Annotated in this window: 19 protein-coding genes; 16 read left to right on the top strand and 3 right to left on the bottom strand. The window is 58.8% G+C overall.

What is annotated here, in order from left to right; all coding sequences use genetic code 11:
- The first annotated feature begins 144 nt into the window (after positions 1-144).
- The 3 genes from NAT21_RS02340 (at position 145) to NAT21_RS02330 (ending at position 4,407) form a co-directional block, all read left to right on the top strand.
- Positions 145-2,667 carry a penicillin-binding protein 1A gene (locus NAT21_RS02340; protein WP_250935360.1) on the top strand — a complete coding sequence of 841 codons (2,523 nt, stop codon included), beginning with the start codon at positions 145-147 and terminating at the stop codon, positions 2,665-2,667.
- 105 nt (positions 2,668-2,772) lie between these two features.
- Positions 2,773-3,507, top strand: a complete 735-nt coding sequence (locus NAT21_RS02335) for a DUF481 domain-containing protein (protein WP_250935359.1) — start codon at positions 2,773-2,775, stop codon at positions 3,505-3,507.
- A 123-nt stretch (positions 3,508-3,630) separates the two neighbouring features.
- Positions 3,631-4,407 (top strand): DUF481 domain-containing protein, encoded by a 777-nt coding sequence (locus NAT21_RS02330; RefSeq protein ID WP_250935358.1) that lies wholly within the window; start codon positions 3,631-3,633, stop codon positions 4,405-4,407.
- 71 nt (positions 4,408-4,478) lie between these two features.
- On the opposite strand, the gene NAT21_RS02325 is transcribed toward NAT21_RS02330, so the two are convergent.
- Together NAT21_RS02325 and rpmE are read right to left on the bottom strand one after the other, a co-directional pair.
- On the bottom strand, positions 4,479-5,750 hold the full coding sequence (locus NAT21_RS02325; RefSeq protein WP_250935357.1) for a malic enzyme-like NAD(P)-binding protein: 1,272 nt from the start codon (positions 5,748-5,750) through the stop codon (positions 4,479-4,481).
- A gap of 234 nt (positions 5,751-5,984) precedes the next feature.
- Positions 5,985-6,197, bottom strand: a complete 213-nt coding sequence (gene rpmE, locus NAT21_RS02320) for a 50S ribosomal protein L31 (RefSeq protein WP_250937955.1) — start codon at positions 6,195-6,197, stop codon at positions 5,985-5,987.
- Positions 6,198-6,373: 176 nt separating this feature from the next.
- Here rpmE and NAT21_RS02315 point away from each other — a divergent pair, with 176 nt between their 5' ends.
- The 13 genes from NAT21_RS02315 (at position 6,374) to tatC (ending at position 18,707) form a co-directional block, all read left to right on the top strand.
- A complete protein-coding gene (locus NAT21_RS02315; protein WP_250935356.1) occupies positions 6,374-8,611 on the top strand; it encodes a primosomal protein N' in 2,238 nt (745 codons plus the stop codon).
- A gap of 179 nt (positions 8,612-8,790) precedes the next feature.
- Entirely contained in the window at positions 8,791-10,476 is a 1,686-nt protein-coding gene (gene argS, locus NAT21_RS02310; protein ID WP_250935355.1) for an arginine--tRNA ligase, read from the top strand.
- Positions 10,477-11,193, top strand: a complete 717-nt coding sequence (locus tag NAT21_RS02305) for an SPOR domain-containing protein (protein WP_250935354.1) — start codon at positions 10,477-10,479, stop codon at positions 11,191-11,193.
- A 145-nt stretch (positions 11,194-11,338) separates the two neighbouring features.
- Positions 11,339-11,860, top strand: coding sequence for an ATP-dependent protease subunit HslV (gene hslV / locus NAT21_RS02300; protein ID WP_250935353.1), 522 nt, complete (start codon positions 11,339-11,341; stop codon positions 11,858-11,860).
- A 4-nt stretch (positions 11,861-11,864) separates the two neighbouring features.
- Positions 11,865-13,190: an ATP-dependent protease ATPase subunit HslU gene (gene hslU, locus NAT21_RS02295; RefSeq protein WP_250935352.1), complete on the top strand. Its 1,326-nt coding sequence runs from the start codon at positions 11,865-11,867 to the stop codon at positions 13,188-13,190.
- 67 nt (positions 13,191-13,257) lie between these two features.
- Positions 13,258-13,641, top strand: coding sequence for a gamma-butyrobetaine hydroxylase family protein (locus NAT21_RS02290; RefSeq protein ID WP_250935351.1), 384 nt, complete (start codon positions 13,258-13,260; stop codon positions 13,639-13,641).
- Positions 13,642-13,763: 122 nt separating this feature from the next.
- The gene (gene ubiE / locus NAT21_RS02285) at positions 13,764-14,510 is read left to right on the top strand and encodes a bifunctional demethylmenaquinone methyltransferase/2-methoxy-6-polyprenyl-1,4-benzoquinol methylase UbiE (RefSeq protein ID WP_250935350.1); all 747 of its coding nucleotides are present in this window, start codon (positions 13,764-13,766) and stop codon (positions 14,508-14,510) included.
- Positions 14,511-14,579: 69 nt separating this feature from the next.
- Complete coding sequence (locus NAT21_RS02280; protein ID WP_250935349.1) at positions 14,580-15,218, top strand: ubiquinone biosynthesis accessory factor UbiJ; 639 nt, start codon at positions 14,580-14,582, stop codon at positions 15,216-15,218.
- Complete coding sequence (gene ubiB, locus NAT21_RS02275; RefSeq protein WP_250935348.1) at positions 15,215-16,843, top strand: ubiquinone biosynthesis regulatory protein kinase UbiB; 1,629 nt, start codon at positions 15,215-15,217, stop codon at positions 16,841-16,843. The genes NAT21_RS02280 and ubiB overlap by 4 nt, the downstream gene beginning before the upstream one ends.
- A 64-nt stretch (positions 16,844-16,907) precedes the next feature.
- Positions 16,908-17,255, top strand: coding sequence for a phosphoribosyl-ATP diphosphatase (locus NAT21_RS02270; RefSeq protein ID WP_250935347.1), 348 nt, complete (start codon positions 16,908-16,910; stop codon positions 17,253-17,255).
- A 68-nt stretch (positions 17,256-17,323) separates the two neighbouring features.
- Positions 17,324-17,575 carry a Sec-independent protein translocase subunit TatA gene (tatA, locus tag NAT21_RS02265; RefSeq protein ID WP_250935346.1) on the top strand — a complete coding sequence of 84 codons (252 nt, stop codon included), beginning with the start codon at positions 17,324-17,326 and terminating at the stop codon, positions 17,573-17,575.
- Positions 17,576-17,580: 5 nt separating this feature from the next.
- Positions 17,581-17,946 carry a Sec-independent protein translocase protein TatB gene (gene tatB, locus NAT21_RS02260; protein ID WP_250935345.1) on the top strand — a complete coding sequence of 122 codons (366 nt, stop codon included), beginning with the start codon at positions 17,581-17,583 and terminating at the stop codon, positions 17,944-17,946.
- Positions 17,943-18,707 (top strand): twin-arginine translocase subunit TatC, encoded by a 765-nt coding sequence (gene tatC, locus NAT21_RS02255; RefSeq protein WP_250935344.1) that lies wholly within the window; start codon positions 17,943-17,945, stop codon positions 18,705-18,707. The genes tatB and tatC overlap by 4 nt, the downstream gene beginning before the upstream one ends.
- Before the next feature lie 6 nt (positions 18,708-18,713).
- Here tatC and elbB read toward each other — a convergent pair whose 3' ends face one another.
- The gene (elbB, locus tag NAT21_RS02250) at positions 18,714-19,373 is read right to left on the bottom strand and encodes an isoprenoid biosynthesis glyoxalase ElbB (RefSeq protein WP_250935343.1); all 660 of its coding nucleotides are present in this window, start codon (positions 19,371-19,373) and stop codon (positions 18,714-18,716) included.
- Positions 19,374-19,621: the final 248 nt, after the last annotated feature.

Raw genomic sequence — 19,621 nt, 5'->3', positions numbered from 1 at the left:
TGATTCCGGCAGGATGTGGCCGCAGTGCGCATACCCGCTTCAGGCGCTGGTGACACTGCGCCACACTCCTTATAATGCGGAGGCTGTGGATCGTCTCACCCATCCAGGCATGACCGCCTCCCCAATCGACGGACTGCGTTTTTCATGAAGTTTTTCAGACGTTTCGTTTCCCGGATCCTGTTCTTTCTGGTGTCTTTAACGGCAGGCATAGCCCTGTCTGTAACCGGCGCGGCACTGTACTTTGCACCCAGCCTGCCGGACGTTCATCAGCTCCAGAACTATCAGTTGCAGATGCCACTTCGCATCTATACCGAAGACGGCAAGCTGCTTGACGAATTCGGATCCCAGAAGCGCCAGCTGGTAACCTACGATGAAATTCCACCGCAGTTTGTCCATGCACTGATGGCTGCCGAGGATTCAGGCTTTTTCCATCATCCGGGCATTGACCCCAAGGGGCTTCTGCGAGCCTTCGTACAGCTCGGGGCCAGCGGAGACATTCAGTCCGGTGGCAGTACCATTACCATGCAGGTTGCACGTAACTACCTGCTGACGCTGGATCAGACCTTCACCCGCAAGATCCGCGAGATCCTGCTGTCATTGCAGATGGAACAGATCCTGAGCAAGCAGCAGATCATGGAACTCTACGTCAACAAGATTTACCTCGGGCAAGGCTCCTACGGTATTGGTGCTGCGGCCGAAGCCTATTTCGACAAGCCGCTCGGTGAGCTGTCCCTTCCGGAAATGGCGACCATTGCCGGGCTGCCCAAGGCGCCTTCAAGCCTGAATCCGATTGCCAACCCGGAACGCTCGTTGATTCGCCGCAACTGGATCCTGTTGCGCATGCGCAACCTGAATTACATCGACGAAGCGACCTACAAGCAGGCTGTTCAGTCCCCCATCGAGGTCTCGCGTCACCGCACGGAGCCTGAAGTCCAGGCGCCCTATATCGCTGAAATGGCGCGGCGCTACGCCCTTGAACATTATGGCGACAAGGCCTATACGGGCGATTACCGCATCACTACCACGATCAACAGCACCTATCAGGAAGATGCTCGCAAGGCACTGGTCAAGGGACTGATCGACTATGACACCCGCCATGGCTGGCGCGGCGTCGAGAAAAAGGGCATTCCCAAGCGCCTGGCTGATGCCCAGGACAGTGCAGATCGCCGGGGGCTGGAAGAAGAACTGGCAGAATCACCGGAAGTGGAACAGACCGCACGCCAGGCCGCGGAACGCAGCCGCACACAGGTCGACGGGATCGAGGGCGATGCCAGTAACTGGGTCAATGTGCTGGACAATACGCCGGCCTATGGACCACTTCAGCCTGGTATCGTGGTCAGCACCGATGGCCGCCAGATGAAGGTACTGTCCCGCTATGACGGCGTCATCACCATCGACTGGGATGGCCTTGAGTGGGCGCGCGAATTCAAAAGCGCCAAGTGGCGTGGCGGTGTACCCGCATCAGCCGAGGCCATCGCCCACCGTGGCGACCTGATCCGCATCATGAAGGACGGCGATCACTGGCGCCTGTCACAGATGCCCGATGCTGAAGCCGCCATGGTGGTTCTTGACCCCCGGACCGGCGCAGTGCGCGCCCTGCAGGGCGGATTCGATTTCCACTACAGTGAGTTCAACCGCGCCACGCAGGCACGTCGCCAGGCAGGCTCCAACTTCAAGCCGTTCATTTATCTGAGCGCGCTGGAAAATGCCGGCATGTCGCCGGCGACCATCATCAACGATGCACCGGTCGTCCAGGGCGGTCCAAAGGATGGCTGGCGCCCGGAAAATGCCGAGCTCAACTTCATGGGCCCCACCCGGCTCCGGGTCGGCCTTTATCGCTCGCGCAACCTGGTATCCATACGCACCCTGCAGGCTACCGGCCTTGATACCACCATCGCCTTCCTTGAAAAGATGGGCTTCAATAAGAAGGAGCTGCCCCACGGCCTGTCGCTGGCCCTTGGCAGCGCCTCGATCAGCCCTCTTGAAATGGCCCGCGGCTACGCTGAAATTGCCAACGGGGGCTACAAGGTAACGCCCTGGTTCATCAAGCGCGTACAGCAGGGTGATGAAGGCCCGAACCTGCTGGATACCACGCCGCCGCCGATCGCCTGCCCCCAGTGCGATCCGACCCAGAGCACAGTCAGGATGGATGGGCGCATCTACCCGGTAGCCGAACGCATTGCATCTCCTGAAGCGGTCTACATGCTGCGCAGCATGATGGAAGACGTCATCCAGAAGGGCACCGGCCACGCAGCGAAAGCCCTTGGCCGTGATGACCTGGCCGGCAAGACAGGGACCAGCAACGATCAACGCGATGCATGGTTCTCCGGCTTCAACAGCAAGCTGGTCGCCTCGGTATGGGTCGGCAAGGACTCCAACAAGACCACTGGCGAGTACGGCGCGCAGGCCGCCCTGCCGATCTGGATGGATTTCATGGGCAAGGCACTGAAGGGAACGCCTTCTGCTCGCATGGAACGCCCGGCAGATATCATTACCGCACGAATAGACCCGGAGACCGGAAAGCGGCTGCAGGATAACGAGCCGGGTGGCATCACGGAAATCTTTACGAAAGACCGCCTGCCCCCCTACCAGGAGCGCTCCGTTCGCCCCGAACTGGAAGATCAGAGCGGCTCACAGGGCACCGGCAGTTACGACGCCATTTTCTAGGCACACAAGGCCACCGACTGGTATCGGTGGCCTTTTATATCACCCGACTATGCCGATACCATGACAACTTCAGCTTCACCCCGACCGCTGTCCGGATGGCCCCTGATGACAGGCATCCTGTGGCTTGTTGCCTCGACTTCCGCCATGGCGGCCGACGATAACCTGTTTTATGCGCCTCCGGCAGCCTCTGACAAGGAAACGGGCATCAGTGGCAACGCCGAGCTGGGCTATACCAGCCTGTCCGGCAACAGTAACAGCGAGACCCTGCTCGCCAAGGGGTCGATGACCTGGTACACAGGGCCCTGGACACGCACCCTGCGGGCCGAAACCAAGCGCGTGGAAGACAATGACCGGGTCAGTGCCGAAGAATACCTGCTGGGAGCCAGGCAGCGATTGAGCCTTGAAGGCCCGCACTACCTGTTCAACCTGGCACGGTATGACAAGGAACGGTTTTCAGGCTATGACTATCAGGCTACGGTCATTGCCGGCTATGGTCGCCATATTCTGAGTGAGTCACCACACCACCTGTCGCTGGAAACCGGCCCGGGATTTCGTCGCGACGCCCTTGAAAGCGGGGGTGACCGAAATTTGCTCGTCGGTTACGGCGCGCTTGACTACGTATATGACTTTTCAGCCAGTGCCACCTTTGAACAGGAGCTTTCTGTCGAAGCCACCATAGACAACATTATCTCACGCTCCTACAGCGCCATCTCCGTGCCGCTGAATGACCATCTCGCACTGAAGTTTTCCCACGAAATCAAAAACAACAGCAACACACCTGACGAAGCGGATGTAGATACGGATACCACCACAGCCGCTTCGATTCTTTACAATTTCTGAACACTGTTTTATTTCACTGACGCTAGAGTAGATGGCCTGGTATCGCCCCATTAGACGGGTTGAGCCTACACGGTAATGTCAGTCTTTCCATCACGTATTTCCCTCGCTCGAGAACATGATCCCATGGCCATTTCCTATACCGGCTGCCTCACCCTTGGTGGCTGTCTTGCGATTGCGACCGCCCTTTCGCTGCCTGCCCATGCAGACGACGATATCGACTTCGATGACACATTCAATGCACTTGACCATCGCACCGAGAAGGGCTTTGAGGGCAGCGCCGAATTCGGCTATACCCGCCTGACAGGCAACAGTGACAGTGAAACCCTGCTGAGCAAGGGAACCGGTACCTGGTACGACGACGCCTGGAGTTACAGCCTGCACGGGGAAGCTACCAGTGCCAGCGAAGACGGCGAGCAATCTGCCGAGGAATATATTGCAGCGGGCCGCACGCGCTATAACCTGGATGACCGGAACTACCTGTTTGGGGTCGTACGCTGGGACAAGGACCGCTTCAGCGGTTATGACTCTCAAACCACGCTGGCGGGTGGTTACGGGCGCCAGCTGCTCGAAGGCCCCGTCCATACCCTATCACTTGAAGGCGGCCCGGGGCTTCGCCATGACGTCTACGACGACGGTGACGTCAAGAACCTGGCGCTGGCCTACGGCGCGGTGAACTACAAGTGGCAGGTCTCCGACACGGCAGCCTTCACGGAAGGTGTGGTCGGCGAAGCTACCGATGAAAACGTGATTGGTCGCTCGGAAACCGCACTTCAGGTGGCGATCAATCAAACACTGTCACTGAAGGTAGCCTACCAGGTCGAGCACAATACCAATCCACCATCAGACGCCGAATCCAAAACGGATACTCGGACAGCCGTTTCGTTGGTGTACGGCCTGTAAGACAGTAACCCTGTCCTGCAGACGTAAAAAAGCCCGCTTGCGCGGGCTTTTTTACGTCACTGCACGGCGAATCAGCGCGCGTAAACGTCTTCAACACGCTTCAGCGGATAATGTGCCGGGAAGCCTTTCTCTGCCACGCCGGAATCGATCGCAGCCTGCGCTACCGCAGAGGAAACACGATCCAGCAAACGGGAATCCATCGGAGTCGGCAGAATGTACCCACGGCCAAAGGACAGGGCGTCAACTTCATAGGCATCCAGAACTTCCTGGGTTACCGGCTCCCGTGCAAGATCCTTCAGTGCATGCACTGCCGCCACTTTCATGGCCTCGTTGATTTCAGTGGCCCGCACATCAAGCGCACCACGGAAAATGAACGGGAAGCCCAGTACATTATTGACCTGATTGGGGTAATCGGAACGCCCGGTCGCCATGATGACATCATCACGGGCTTCATTGGCCACGTCCGGATGAATTTCAGGATCAGGGTTCGAACAGGCAAAAACGACGGGTGAGTCCGCCATCTTCTTCAATTGCTCAGCCGAGAAAAGGTTCGGGCCGGACAGCCCCAGAAACACGTCGGCTCCTTCGATGACATCATCCAGCGTCCGATGATCAGTCTCGTTGGCAAACATTGCCTTGTACTGATTGAGGTCTTCACGCTCGGCGTGGATAACACCATTCCGGTCGAGCATGGCCATGTTCTCAACCTTCGCCCCGCAGGAAATCAGCAGTTTCATGCAGGCAATGGCGGCCGACCCCGCGCCCAGACAAACGATACGCGCCTCTTCAAGCCGCTTGCCGGCAATCGACAGGGCATTCAGAAGGCCGGCCGCTGTGACAATGGCTGTCCCGTGCTGATCATCATGAAACACGGGGACGTTGCAGCGCTCCTTGAGGGCCTGTTCGATTTCAAAGCACTCCGGCGCCTTGATGTCTTCCAGATTGATGCCGCCCCAGGTATCGGCAATGCGGGCAACCGTATCGATAAATGCCTGCGGGCTTTCCGCGTCTACCTCGATATCGATGGCGTTGACCCCGGCGAAGCACTTGAACAATACCCCCTTGCCCTCCATCACCGGCTTGCTGGCCAGCGGGCCCAGGTTACCCAGCCCCAGAATGGCCGAACCATTGGAGATTACCGCCACAAGGTTGCCCTTGCCGGTATAGAGATAGGCGGTTTCAGGATCCTTCGCTATTTCACGAACAGGCTCCGCCACGCCGGGACTGTAAGCCAGCGCCAGATGCTTCGCGGTTGTCGTCGGCTTGGTGACCTCAATCGACAATTTGCCAGGAATCGGTTTGGCGTGGTAATCCAGCGCCGCCTGTCGTTTGGAATCGCTCATGGTCTCTTTTCCTGTATCGTCATGGTGTCACTCAGGACCAGAGTATATAAAAAGCCCACGCTCAACAACTTTACTAACCCCCCGCCACCATTGAACTTTTATCCATCACAAGGGGGTTATGGGTAGCCTTTTCGACATAATGAAACCCTTATCCGAGTGCCACATGCAGACACAAAAAAGCCCGCCGAAAAGGCGGGCTCCTTGCTGGCCGGGAGGACATCCCGACCACACCACTCAGCGCTTGATGGAAGCACCGAAACGCTTGTTGAAGCGCTCGACACGGCCACCGGTAGTCGCCTGCTTCTGCTTGCCGGTATAGAAAGGATGGCACTGTGAGCAGACGTCGACAGTAAAGTCGTCGCTGGACGTGGTGCCAATTGCAAACTCTGCGCCGCAGGAGCAGGTAACGTTGACGTGGTTGTAATTCGGATGGATCGACTGTTTCATCGGGATGACCTCTTGAGGCATGCCGCCACCTGATCTACTGCCAGGCACCGCATACGGATGTGGAAAAGTGAAGTCCCTGGCACACGCCGGGATGCCATTACTCCGGGAGTATGTTCTACTGGCGTGCCCAGAAGGCCGCGAATTCTAGCAGTTTTTATTGACAGAGGCCACCCGTTTTGCCCGACCCGTTTTCGGCCGCACCACGTATCATTGAAGTGGCCATACCGACTCCCTTGCGCCGCTGCTTTGACTACCTGCCAGGCCCTGACACGCCTGTTCAGGGCTGGCAGCCAGGCCTGCGTGTAAAACTGAGCTTCGGCCACCGGGACATGGTCGGTATCGTGGTAGGCACCAAACAGGACAGCGATGTCCCCACGTCACGCCTCAAGCCCATCAAGGCCTTGATCGATCAGACCCCGCTGCCGGCAGACTGGCTGGCCCTGTGCCGCTTTACGGCACGTTATTACCAGCATAGCCTGGGCGATACCCTGTTTCAGGCCCTGCCGGTACTGCTTCGTCAGGGAAGACCGCTGGAAGCCCGAACCCTGGACCGCTGGCGATTGACGTCGCGAGGCCAGAAAACCAGCGCCGAGCAGCTGGGCCGGGCTCATAAACAGGCCGAGCTGCTCGATATGCTGCGTCAGCATCGACGCGGCATGCCGCATACTGCCATTACGGCACAGGGCTTTACACGCCAGCAGCTGGAAGCCCTCGCCGGCAAGGGCCTGGTAGAGGTACATACGGAACAGGCCATTGCCCCTCCACGGGACAACCATGAAACTCTGGCCGAGCCGTCCCTGACACTCAGCAGGGAGCAAAGCGAAGTGCTCGCGGCCCTACATGCCCAGTTGGGCCGGTTTTCTCCCAGTCTGCTTCACGGCGTGACAGGCAGCGGCAAGACCGAAGTGTATCTTCAGCTGATCGAAGCCGTCCTGCACCGTCGGCAGCAGGCGCTGGTCCTGATACCGGAAATCGGTCTGACACCCCAGACCCTCGACCGGTTTCGGCGTCGCTTCAATGTGCCGATCGTGGCCCTTCACTCGGGCATGAGCGACAACGAGCGGCTTGACGCCTGGGAAGCCGCTGGCGCGGGGCGCGCCCGGATCATCATCGGGACCCGCTCCGCAGTCTTCACCCCCATGGCAGCCCTGGGCATCATCATCATCGATGAAGAGCATGACGATTCCTTCAAGCAGCAGGATGGCCTTCGCTATCACGCACGCGACCTGGCACTGGTGCGCGCCCAAAGTGAGCATATTCCCGTGGTACTCGGCACGGCCACCCCTTCACTGGTCACGCTCAGGCATGCGAGGGATGGCCGCTATCACCACCTCCACCTGACCAGGCGCGCCGGTCACAGCCGCAAGGCGCACATCGAACTGCTGGATATTCGTGGTCGTCCTCAGGATGGTGGACTCACGCCTCCGGCACTGGAGGCCATCCGCGAGCAGCTTGCGCTCAAACGACAGGTGCTGATCTTCATCAACCGTCGAGGCTACGCGCCCACGCTGGCATGTCATCAGTGCGGCTGGCTGGCTGAATGCCCCCGGTGCGATGCCAGACTGACCCTGCACCGGCATCCTCCGGAACTGATCTGCCACCATTGCGATCATCATGTCGCCCTCCCGGATGCCTGTCCGTCCTGTCACAGCGGCGACCTTCGTCCGCAGGGCAGCGGTACCGAGCGCACCGAGGATGCCTTGGCTACCGCCTTTCCGGACACGCAGGTACTTCGCGTCGACAGGGACAGCACCCGCCGCAAGGATGCCCTTCAGCACACCCTGGACATCATTCACCGGGGCGATCCCTGCCTGCTCGTCGGTACCCAGATGCTGGCCAAGGGCCACCACTTTCCCCACATTACGCTGGTGGTAGTGGTCAATGCCGATGGCGGCCTTTACAGCGCCGATTATCGCGCCCTTGAAACCAGCGCCCAGCTACTGATCCAGGTGGCAGGCCGCGCCGGGCGCGCCGAGCACCCCGGCCGCGTATTGATCCAGACCCACCACCCGGATGACCCCGGCCTGCTTCTGCTCGCCGAGCAGGGTTACGATGCGCTGGCAGAGCGGCTGCTGGTAGAGCGCAGGCAGGCAGGGCTGCCCCCCTACCGCCACCTTATGCTGCTGCGCGGTGAAAGCCCTCATCAGCAGAACCTGCTTGAGCTGTTCGGTCGTATCGGTGAGGCGCTGAGGGGCCATGTCGCTGCCCACGACATCAGGGTGGACTGCCTGGGCCCCGTACCGGCACCGATGGAACGGCGCCAGGGTCGCTATCATGTTCAGCTCATGCTGGCCGCCGATGGCCGGGCGCCCCTGCACGATGCCGGCGCCTGGCTAGTACACTACATGGAGCAGTTACCGGAGGCTCGACGACTCCGCTGGTCCCTCGATGTAGACCCGGTGGCACTCGACTAGTACTGCAGAAGTTTTGACACGGCGGCTGCTTGCACGATAATGGCCGGTTCGGACACCATCGCGAACCTCTTCGCGGCCGGCGCCCTGACGCACACCCTTTCGGCGCGCCTCGCTACGCCGCCCGTATTTTTGCCATCAACGGTGAGCGGCCCTCACCAGGACTTTCGAACCGACTAATCATGAAAGAGACCATCCTCGAACTGCTCACCGCCGCGCTTGACACCCTGAAACACCAGGGCGTTCTGCCTGCTGACGTCGCACCGTCCATCAAGATTGACGCCACGAAAGACAAGGCACACGGCGACTACGCCACCAATCTGGCGCTGATGCTGGCCAAACCGGCCGGCAAGCCGCCCCGCGCCCTGGCCGAAGCACTGATCGATGCCCTGCCCGAGAGCAGCGCCCTCAGCCGGGTCGACATCGCCGGCCCCGGATTCATCAATTTCTTTGCCAATACCGAAGCAGCTGCCCAGGTCATCACCACGATTTTCGAGCAGGGCGATGCATTCGGTCGCAACCAGAATGGCAACAATGAGCAGGTTCAGGTCGAGTTCGTATCCGCCAACCCGACCGGCCCGCTTCACGTCGGTCATGGCCGTGGCGCGGCCATCGGCGACAGCCTCAGTCGACTGCTGGAAGCCAGTGGCTACGCCGTGACTCGCGAGTTCTACTACAACGACGCCGGTGCACAGATCGATAACCTGATGCTGTCGGTGGCCGCCCGCGTCAAGGGGCTGGAACCCAGCGATCCGGCCTGGCCCAAGGATGGCTACCGGGGCGAGTACATCAAGGACGTCGCCCGCGCCTATATGAGTGGCGAGACAGTGACCGCCGGCGACCGCGCCACTACGGCCAAGGGTGACCCGACGGATGAAAGTGCCATTCGTGACTTTGCCGTGGCATATCTGCGCCGCGAGCAGGATCTCGACCTGCGCGCCTTCGGCGTTGAATTTGATGTCTATTTTCTGGAATCGGCACTGTACCGTGACCACAAGGTCGATGAGACGGTCAAGGCGCTGGTCAGTGGAGGACATACCTACGAGTCCGATGGTGCCCTGTGGCTCAAGACCACGGATTTCGGGGATGACAAGGACCGGGTCATGCGCAAGCGTGAAGGCGGCTATACCTACTTCCTGCCTGACGTTGCCTATCACCTGGACAAGTGGAACCGCGGCTTTACCACCGTGATCAACGAACAGGGCGCAGATCATCACTCCACCATCACCCGCGTGCGCGCCGGTCTGCAGGCACTGAACGCCGGTATCCCGCAGAACTGGCCGGACTACGTGCTTCACCAGATGGTACTGGTCACTCGCTCCGGTCAGGAAGTCAAGATTTCCAAGCGGGCCGGCAGCTACGTTACCCTGCGCGATCTGATCGATGAAGTCGGCCGTGATGCCACACGCTACTTCCTGGTTGCACGCGCCGCCACGTCCCAGATGACCTTTGATATTGATCTGGCTCGCTCACAGACCAATGACAACCCGGTCTATTACATTCAGTATGCCCATGCACGCGTCTGCAGCGTGCTGCGCAAGGCCGAGCGTGATGACAGGGCATTCGATTCATCCGAAGGACTGGCCAACCTCGCCCTGCTTGAAGATGATCGTGAAAAGAACCTGATGAACCGTCTTGCGGCCTGGCCGGAGCTGGTTGCCCGTGCAGCCGCCGCTCGTGAACCCTATCAGGTCGCACAGTACCTGCAGGAACTCGCCGGAGAATTCCACTCCTGCTACAACGCGGTCAAGGTCATGGTTGACGACAGCGCCACACGCAACGCGCGCCTTTGCCTGGGTGTCGCCGTACGACAGGTACTGCGCAACGGTCTGGCCATTCTGGGCGTCAGCGCGCCCGAGGAGATGTAAATGGCTCGCACGCCTGCCAAAAAGCCGGCACCCAAACGCAAGGGCGCCACCACACAGCGCGGCGGTGCCAGGAAAAAGCCGCTGACCGGCCCGCTGATTCCGGGGTGGCTGTGGGCCGCCTTCGGTATCGTCGGCGGGTTTGCCTTTGCCTATTACCTGCTGCACGACGAGCCGGCACCGGCAACGCCGTCTCAACCGGCCGCAGTGATTGCCAAGCCTGCGAACAAGCAGGACTCGGCCACGGCCCGCACGAAGGATGGCACGCCGGCATCGAAGGACGAGAATGCCGATGGCGAAAAGATGCCGACCTTCGAGTTCTATACCCTGCTGCCTGAAACCGAGGTCATTGCCCCGGATGTGGATGCTTATCGGTCGACGCCACGCACCCCGGATCCCATTGCCACCATTGCAAGCAAGGCAGAAACGCGCCAGAAAACCGCCACCGCTGACAACAGCGCCGCCGCTCCTCAGCTTGAGAAGGGCAAGCGCTATCTCCTGCAGGCCGCCTCGTTTCAATCCAAAGACGATGCACAAAAGCTGGCCGACAAGCTCAAAAACCTTGGTATCACGACTCAACTGACCAGTGTCACCACCGCGGACAACACCACCTGGTACCGTGTTCAGGGTGGGCCTTACAGCGACACACGTGAACTGGCACGCGCTCGTGGCCTGATGCAGACCCAGGGCATCGACCCGCTGGTAATGAAACAGAAATAAGCCCTTTCCGGCCCCCTCGGGGGCCGCCTGCCTTGAGTTCTCGCTCGACCGACCTCATTTCCCCTTCATGATCTCCCATGGCGCCGTCACGCGGTGTCAAAGTCACCTGGGGTTTTCCCCTTTTTATGTATACCGGAGCACACACATGACCACGATCGTATCCGTTCGCCGCGGCGAGCAGGTCGCCCTGGCTGGCGATGGTCAGGTTTCTCTTGGCAACACCGTCATGAAAGGCAATGCCAGCAAGGTTCGCCGACTGTATCGCGGCCAGATCCTGGCCGGCTTTGCCGGGGGAACGGCGGATGCCTTTACCCTGTTCGAGCACTTTGAAGCGCAGCTTGAAAAATATCAGGGCAACCTGACCAAGGCCGCCGTCGAGCTGGCCAAGGAATGGCGGACCGATCGCGCGTTGCGTCGTCTTGAAGCCATGCTGGCAGTCGCCGACAAGAATGCCTCGCTCATTATCACCGGAACCGGCGATGTGCTGGAACCCGAACACGGCATCATCACCATCGGCTCAGGCGGACACTACGCCAATGCCGCTGCGCGCGCCCTGCTGGATAACACAGACCTGTCCGCCCGTGACATTACCGAAAAAAGCCTGACCATTGCGGGCGATATCTGTGTGTTCACCAATCACAACATCACGCTTGAAGCCCTGGATTAATCTCATGAATGAACAGATGACACCTAGAGAAATCGTCCATGCACTGGACCAATACATTGTCGGCCAGGGTGATGCCAAGCGCGCCGTGGCCATCGCGCTTCGTAACCGCTGGCGCCGCATGCAGCTCGGCGACGACCTCAGAGGTGAAGTGGTTCCGAAGAACATTCTGATGATCGGCCCGACCGGCGTGGGCAAGACCGAGATTGCCCGCCGTCTGGCGAAGCTAGCCAATGCACCGTTCATCAAGATCGAGGCGACCAAGTTCACCGAAGTGGGCTACGTCGGGCGTGACGTGGAATCCATCGTGCGCGACCTGGTTGAAACGGCAATGAAACTCGTCCGCGAGCAGGCCAAGAAAAAGGTCGAAAGCAAGGCCGAAGACGCCGCTGAAGAGCGCATTCTTGATGCCCTTCTGCCTCCGGCCCGTGGCAACGAATACGATAGCGGCGCCCGTCAGGACAGCGCTACGCGCCAGACCTTCCGCAAGAAGCTGCGTGAAGGTCAACTCGATGACAAGGAAATCGATATCGAAGTGACCCCTCAGGGTCAGGGCATCGATATCATGACGCCGCCGGGCATGGAAGAAATGACCAGCCAGCTGCAGAACATGTTTTCCAGCATGGGCAAGCAGAAAAGCGAAACCAAGCGGATGGCCGTGAAGGATGCCATCAAGCTGGTTCGTGACGAGGAAGCCTCGAAACTGGTCAACGATGAAGACCTGAAAGCCCAGGCGATCGATGCCGTCGAGCAGCACGGCATCGTGTTCCTCGATGAAATCGACAAGGTCGTCAAGCGCGGCGAGTCCGGCGGCGACGTATCCCGTGAAGGGGTACAACGTGACCTTCTGCCGCTGATTGAAGGCTCGACCGTATCCACCAAGCATGGCATGGTGCGCACTGACCACATTCTGTTCATCGCATCGGGCGCCTTCCACCTTGCCAAGCCTTCGGACCTCATCCCGGAGCTGCAGGGTCGCCTGCCGATCCGCGTTGAGCTCGCGGCACTGACCCCTGATGACTTCAAGCGCATCCTGACCGAGCCCTCCGCCGCACTGACCCGTCAGTACGAGGCGCTGCTCCAGACGGAAGGCCTTGAAATCCAGTTTACGGATGACGGCATCGAGCGGATTGCCCGCATTGCCTATGACGTCAATGAAGGCACGGAAAACATCGGAGCACGCCGCCTGCACACCGTCATGGAGCGCCTGCTTGAAGAGGCCCTCTACGCCGGTGGCGACATGCAGGGGCCGTTGGTCATTGACAATGCCTACGTGGAAGAACGTCTGGGTGATCTGGCGCAGGACGACGACCTGTCCCGCTACATCCTCTAGACTGGTTCGCTCCGGCCCTGCGCTGCAGGGCCGGTTGTCCCCTCTTCATGTTCGGCAAGGAGACCTCATGTCCACCCCGGAACTGACCCACGTGCATTATCGCCGCGACGCACGCGAACTGGTGCTGACCTTCGGCAACCAGCCACCCTTCACATTGAGTGCGGAATACCTGCGGGTCCATTCCCCCTCTGCCGAAGTGAGAGGGCATGGCAAGGGCCAGGAAGTCCTGCAGACCGGCAAGCAGGACGTTGGCCTGCTGAATATTACCCAGACCGGCCACTACGCTCTGAAACTGCATTTTGACGATGGTCACGACAGTGGTTTATATACCTATGACTATCTTCATGAGCTGGCAACGCACCAGGCAGACTACTGGCAGCAGTACCTGACCCGCCTCGAACAGGCCGGCGAATCCCGTCAGGCACCATCGATCATGATCAAGCAGCTCTAGCCCACCGCACCGAAAGACAAATGCACGGCTGACCGCTACAATGTCAGCGTTATCGGAATGCGATACACCACGCAACCGATGCCCGCCGATCATTTTTCAGGCCCAACACCGTTGAGGAAAGCATGGACAAGCGAACCACAGACTTTGGCTATCAAAAGGTCGCGTTTGAAGAAAAAGCCGGACGTGTCGCCGATGTGTTTCACTCTGTCGCTTCCCGCTACGACACCATGAACGATCTGATGTCGATGGGCATCCATCGAGTCTGGAAACGTGTCACCCTGGAGCGCTCCGGCGTTCGTCGTGGTCACCGGGTCCTCGATATTGCCGGTGGCACCGGTGATCTGGCGGCCAAGTTCTCGAAACGCGTAGGCGATACCGGCCGCGTGGTACTGGCTGATATCAACAGCTCCATGCTCAATGTGGGTCGCGACAAGCTGACCGACCTGGGCATCTGCGGCAACATCGAATACGTTCAGGCTAACGCCGAAAACCTGCCATTCGATGATAATACCTTCGACTGCATTACCATTGCCTTCGGTCTGCGAAACGTGACCGAAAAGAGCAAGGCACTGCGCTCCATGGCGCGTGTTCTGAAACCCGGCGGCCGTCTTCTGGTGCTGGAGTTCTCGAAACCGATCAATCCGGTATTTTCCCGGGTCTACGACGAATATTCCTTCCGGGTGCTTCCACAGCTCGGCCGCCTGATCGCCAATGATGCCGAATCCTACCGGTATCTGGCAGAATCCATTCGCATGCATCCTGACCAAGAAACACTCAAGAGCATGATGGAACAGGCAGGCCTCGAGCGTGTCGATTACACCAACATGACAGGTGGCGTGGTCGCCCTGCACCGTGGTATCAAGCTGTAAGGCCCGGGGCGCCCGCTCGCAGATTTTCCCTGACGCAGCTTCGGCTGCGTTTCCGGCAAGAGTATAACCATGACGCTACTGACATCCATGCTGCTTAACGGCATGGAGAAAACGGTCAATCAGCTGCTGGATCGCGATCCTGCAGCTGCCGAACGACTCAATGCGCTCGCCGGCCTTCGCATGCTGGTCTGCCTGGAGCGTCCGGCAGTGAATGTGCGCCTGAGTTTTGATCCCCGCGGCATTCATCTGGCCTCGCTCAGAAATATTCAGGAAAAGGATGCCGACATCATTGTCGAGCTGACGCTCGAGACACTGGCAAGCCTTCTGGGCGGCGCGGATGTTCGTCAACTGATGTTTTCAGGCCGGCTGGCTGCGCGCGGCCAGATAGCGCGTCTTGAAACCGTCCGTGAACTGTTCATGGACCTGGACATCGACTGGGAAGGCGCACTGGTCGAGTGGTTCGGTGAAGTGCCGGCACACAGCCTCGCTACCGGCCTGCGGCGAGTAGGTCATTTCGGCCTGCATTCACGTGACGCCCTGACCAGGGATCTCCAGGAATATATGCAGGAAGAAGCACAGATCATTGCCGGGCAGTCCCAGACACGTGTCGCACGGGAACACCTGACCAACCTTCAGGTCGCCGTGGATCGTCTGGAAGCCCGCATGAATCTGATGCAACACCGGCTTCTTGATGAGGACGCTTCGTGAAACTGGTTCGCCTCGTTCGCATCGGCTGGATCATTGCCCGTTACCGCCTTGATACGCTGGTGCCTGTCGAGCGATTACCCGCGATCGTCCGCATGGTCATGGTCATTTCACCGCTGAAGTTGATCCCGAAGGGAGACAAGTCCCGCGGTGAGCGGCTTCGGCTGGCCCTTGAATCCCTAGGCCCCATTTTCATCAAGTTCGGCCAGATGCTTTCCACGCGTCGCGATCTGCTGCCTCCCGACATTGCCGTCGAGCTGAAGCGACTGCAGGACCAGGTTCCGCCCTTTCCCAACGACGTGGCACGTGCCACGGTCGAACAGGAGCTCGGAGCCAGTATTGATGAGTGCTTTGCCGAATTCAGCGCCGATCCGCTGGCCTCGGCATCGATCGCTCAGGTTCACCCCGCCAGGCTGCATACCGGCGAGCAGGTAGTCGTCAAGGTCATTCGGCCTGGCATCGATCAGATCATGCGCAGCGACATTCAGCTGCTGTATACCTTTGCCCGGTTACTGCTGCTGCTGTGGCCGGATGGCAAGCGCCTGCGACCCGTCGAAGTGGTACGTGATTACGAATCCACGCTGTTCGACGAACTCGATCTGATGAAGGAGGCGGCCAACACCTCCCAGCTCAAGCGCAACTTCCAGCACTCACCCCTGCTGTACGTACCGACAATCTACTGGTCGATGTCTCGCAAGCGCGTCATGGTGCAGGAACGGATCGAGGGTATTCCCGTCGCCGAGACAGAAGCACTGGTAGCGGCCGGCATTGATCTCAAGAAGCTTGCCGAGCGCGGCGTCGAAATATTCTTCACCCAGGTCTTTCGCGATAACTTCTTTCATGCCGACATGCACCCAGGCAACATCTTCGTTTCGACCGAGCATCCGCATGACCCGCAATACATAGCCATTGACTGCGGGATAGTCGGCAGCCTGACGCGTGAAGACCAGGATTACCTGGCCCGCAATATCCTAGCCTTCTTTCACCAGGACTATTACGAAGTGGCCATGCTGCACATCGAGTCCGGCTGGGTCGGTGAAGGTACCCGCGCCAACGAATTTGCGGCCGCCATTCGCGCCGTGTGCGAGCCTATTCTTGAAAAGCCCCTGAAGGATATCTCCTTCGGCCAGGTATTGATGGGCCTGTTCCAGACTGCTCAGCGCTTTCATATGGAAGTGCAGCCCCAGCTCGTACTGCTGCAAAAGACCCTGCTCAATATCGAGGGTCTAGGACGTCAGCTTCACCCCGAGCTTGATCTGTGGCATACCGCCAAGCCGTTCCTGGAAGAATGGATGAAGGAACGTGCCGGGCCCAAGGGATTCTGGAAAGAACTGAAAAAGCAGGCGCCCGACCTCGCACAGCGCCTTCCAGGGTTGCCCGTTCTCGCCCATCAGGCGCTCTCCCGGATAGAGAGCGAACGCAAGCAACGCCTGCAGCAGGCTACCGCGCTGGATAATATTCAGCGTGAGCTGAAACATACCCGCCAGGGAACCCGTCAGCTCCGCCTGGGTCTGATACTGGTTGCGATAGCCCTGGGCTGGCAGCCATTGCTGTCCTGGGCAGATCATCAGCCCTGGGGCGTACTTGCAGCCGCCGCGCTGGGCGTGGTGCTTCTGGCATGGCGCTGATCGAGCCCTCATGTTTCAATTGCAGCCAACCGGGGCTTATCAGGCCCGCATAGACAGGTAGTTCATGAAACAGACACATTCTGATGACACGCTGGCACAGCTGGCGGATATCCTTGCCAGCCGTCGACATGGTGACCCGGACACATCCTATGTGGCTCAATTGCACCATCGAGGGCTTAACAAGGTACTCGAAAAAGTCGGCGAGGAAGCAACCGAAACACTGCTGGCTGCCAAGGACGCACATCTGGGCGATAGTCAGCGTCAGGCAGTGATCAGTGAAACAGCGGATTTATGGTTTCACTGCATGGTCATGCTTTCCCATCTCGATATCAGCCATGACGATGTCCTCGCCGAACTGGCGGGGCGCTTTGGCATGTCGGGGCTTGAAGAAAAGGCCGCTCGATCATCCTGATCGTGTGTACCCGCGATATTATCTGAACCGGAACATCAATGCGGCAGGTGCCGCCAGGAGTAGACAGCATGTTAGGTGGCATCAGCATTTGGCAGTTGCTTATCGTCCTCGGGATTATCATCCTCATCTTTGGTACCAAGAAGCTGCGCAACATGGGCGGTGACCTGGGTTCGGCAGTAAAAGGCTTCAAGGAAGCCGTTAATGACGACAAAGACACCACTGGCGATGCACAGCACAAGGTAGGCCAGGAAGATGATGCTGGCAGTCGCACCTATACACAGGACGCGACCAGTGAAAAACAGCCCGATAACCGGAAGTAACCATCATGTTTGATGTCGGCTTTTTCGAGCTGATGGTCATTGGGGTTATTGCCCTGCTGGTCCTGGGCCCGGAGCGCCTGCCAACAGCCGCGCGTACTGCCGGGCTCTGGATTGGTCGCATCAAGCGAACCATTTCGAGCGTACAGCAGGATATTTCATCACAGCTGGAAGCCGAAGAACTGCGCCGCAAGATGAAGGCGCATGAAGACTCGCTGAACGAAGGCTTTGACAAGGTGCGCAAGGGCGCCGAGTCGCTGGGGCACTACGAAGGGCCTTCTTCTCGCCCCACTGATACTGCCTCCAGGCACCCGTCTGCCGTCGCAGAGACAAGCACTGCACTGTCTGATCACAAGGACGACAGCACATCATGAGTACCCCGCCGGACGTGGACCAACAGATGCCGCTGATCGAACACCTGGTCGAATTGCGCTCGCGACTCCTGAAAGCCGTCGTGGTGATCGTGGTGATCTTTCTAGGGCTTTACAGCTTTTCAAACGATATCTACACCTTCATTGCCCAGCCGCTGATGTCGCTGCTACCCCCGGGCTCGCAGATGATTGCAACCGAAGTAGCATCCCCGTTTCTTGCTCCATTCAAGCTGACACTGGTGGTGGCACTGTTTATTGCAGTGCCCTTTCTGCTTTATCAGGCATGGGCCTTTATTGCGCCAGGGCTTTATACCCACGAAAAAAAGCTGGCCTTTCCCCTGCTGGCATCCAGCATTGTGCTGTTTTATTCCGGCGCCGTATTTGCCTACTTTGTCGTGTTCCCACTGTTGTTCAAGTTCTTCACGACTGCAGCGCCCGCCGGCGTACAGGTGATGACAGACATCAATGCCTACCTGACATTCGTGCTGAAGCTGTTTTTTGCCTTTGGTCTGGCCTTTGAAATCCCCATTGCCACATTCCTGCTGATCCTGACCGGTGCTGCCACCGTTAAAACGCTCTCATCCAAGCGCCCCTATATCGTCATCGGCTGCTTTGTGGTGGGCATGCTGCTTACGCCCCCGGATGTGGTCTCCCAGAGCCTGCTGGCCGTCCCAATGTGGTTGCTGTTTGAAGTGGGTATCATCTTTGGCCGATTCGTGAAGCATCAGCGCGGAGGACGCGCCGAGGAAACCCCCGACGCGTAAGACAGATCAGCGCAGCATATCGCCGATTTTCTCTACCAGCTTGAAGATACCACGAGCGGCGTCGTCAAGGTTTTCCGCCAGCAGATAGGCGGGAGTGGTAACGACCTTATGCTCATGGTCAATCACGATATTGTCTACGCTGCAGCTTCTGTGTAGCCCACCCATGGCGCTGATGGCCCCGGCAATGCTGGCATCATCACCAATCGTGACCGGAATGCTGCCGTTGAGCATTTTTGGCACCATGACCGGCGCGATGCACATCATGCCGATTGGCTTGTTGGCTTCGTAAAAGGGGCGAACCTTCTCTACCAACAGGGGCAGAATCGTGATGCTGTCGCCGGTGATGGCGAAGTCACACAGGTTCTTGGCTGCGCCAAACCCGCCCGGAATGATGATCGCGTCAAAGGCATCAGGGTCCAGTTCGTCCAGCGGCTGGATTTTACCACGCGCCAGACGTGCCGATTCCCTCAGCACATTGCGCGTTTCTCCTTCCACCGGCTCACCGGTGACATGGTCCATGACGTCATGCTGATCAATATCAGGCGCAAAGCACTGATACGGCATCTTGAGCTGGTCAAGACGCAATAGCGTCAGCGTCGTTTCATAGATCTCGGACCCGTCAAGATAGCCACATCCAGCCAGTACAACTGCAATTTTCCTGTCCATACCGTACTCTCTTGATAGTGCATGAAGGGCGGCTCTCATGGTTTTCAACACAAGAGGCCGATAAACAAGGTGAGGCAGGTAGTGGGTAACCTGGCAGTGCATCAACTCTAGCCAATCAAAGTGGCTTACGGCAAGGAGAGTCCACTTTCCGTTACCGTCACCTCACTGTCATGAGGCGGACTTATGCTACGGCGCCAACACTACAACAACTCGAGGGCCTTGATATGGGTACGCCGGAAACACCAGCC

Source organism: Larsenimonas rhizosphaerae (genome assembly GCF_023700005.1).
GTDB classification, from domain to species: Bacteria; Pseudomonadota; Gammaproteobacteria; order Pseudomonadales; family Halomonadaceae; genus Larsenimonas; species Larsenimonas rhizosphaerae.
The sequence above is the reverse complement of the archived record's forward strand: the minus strand, read 5'-3'. Positions and strand labels throughout refer to the sequence as shown.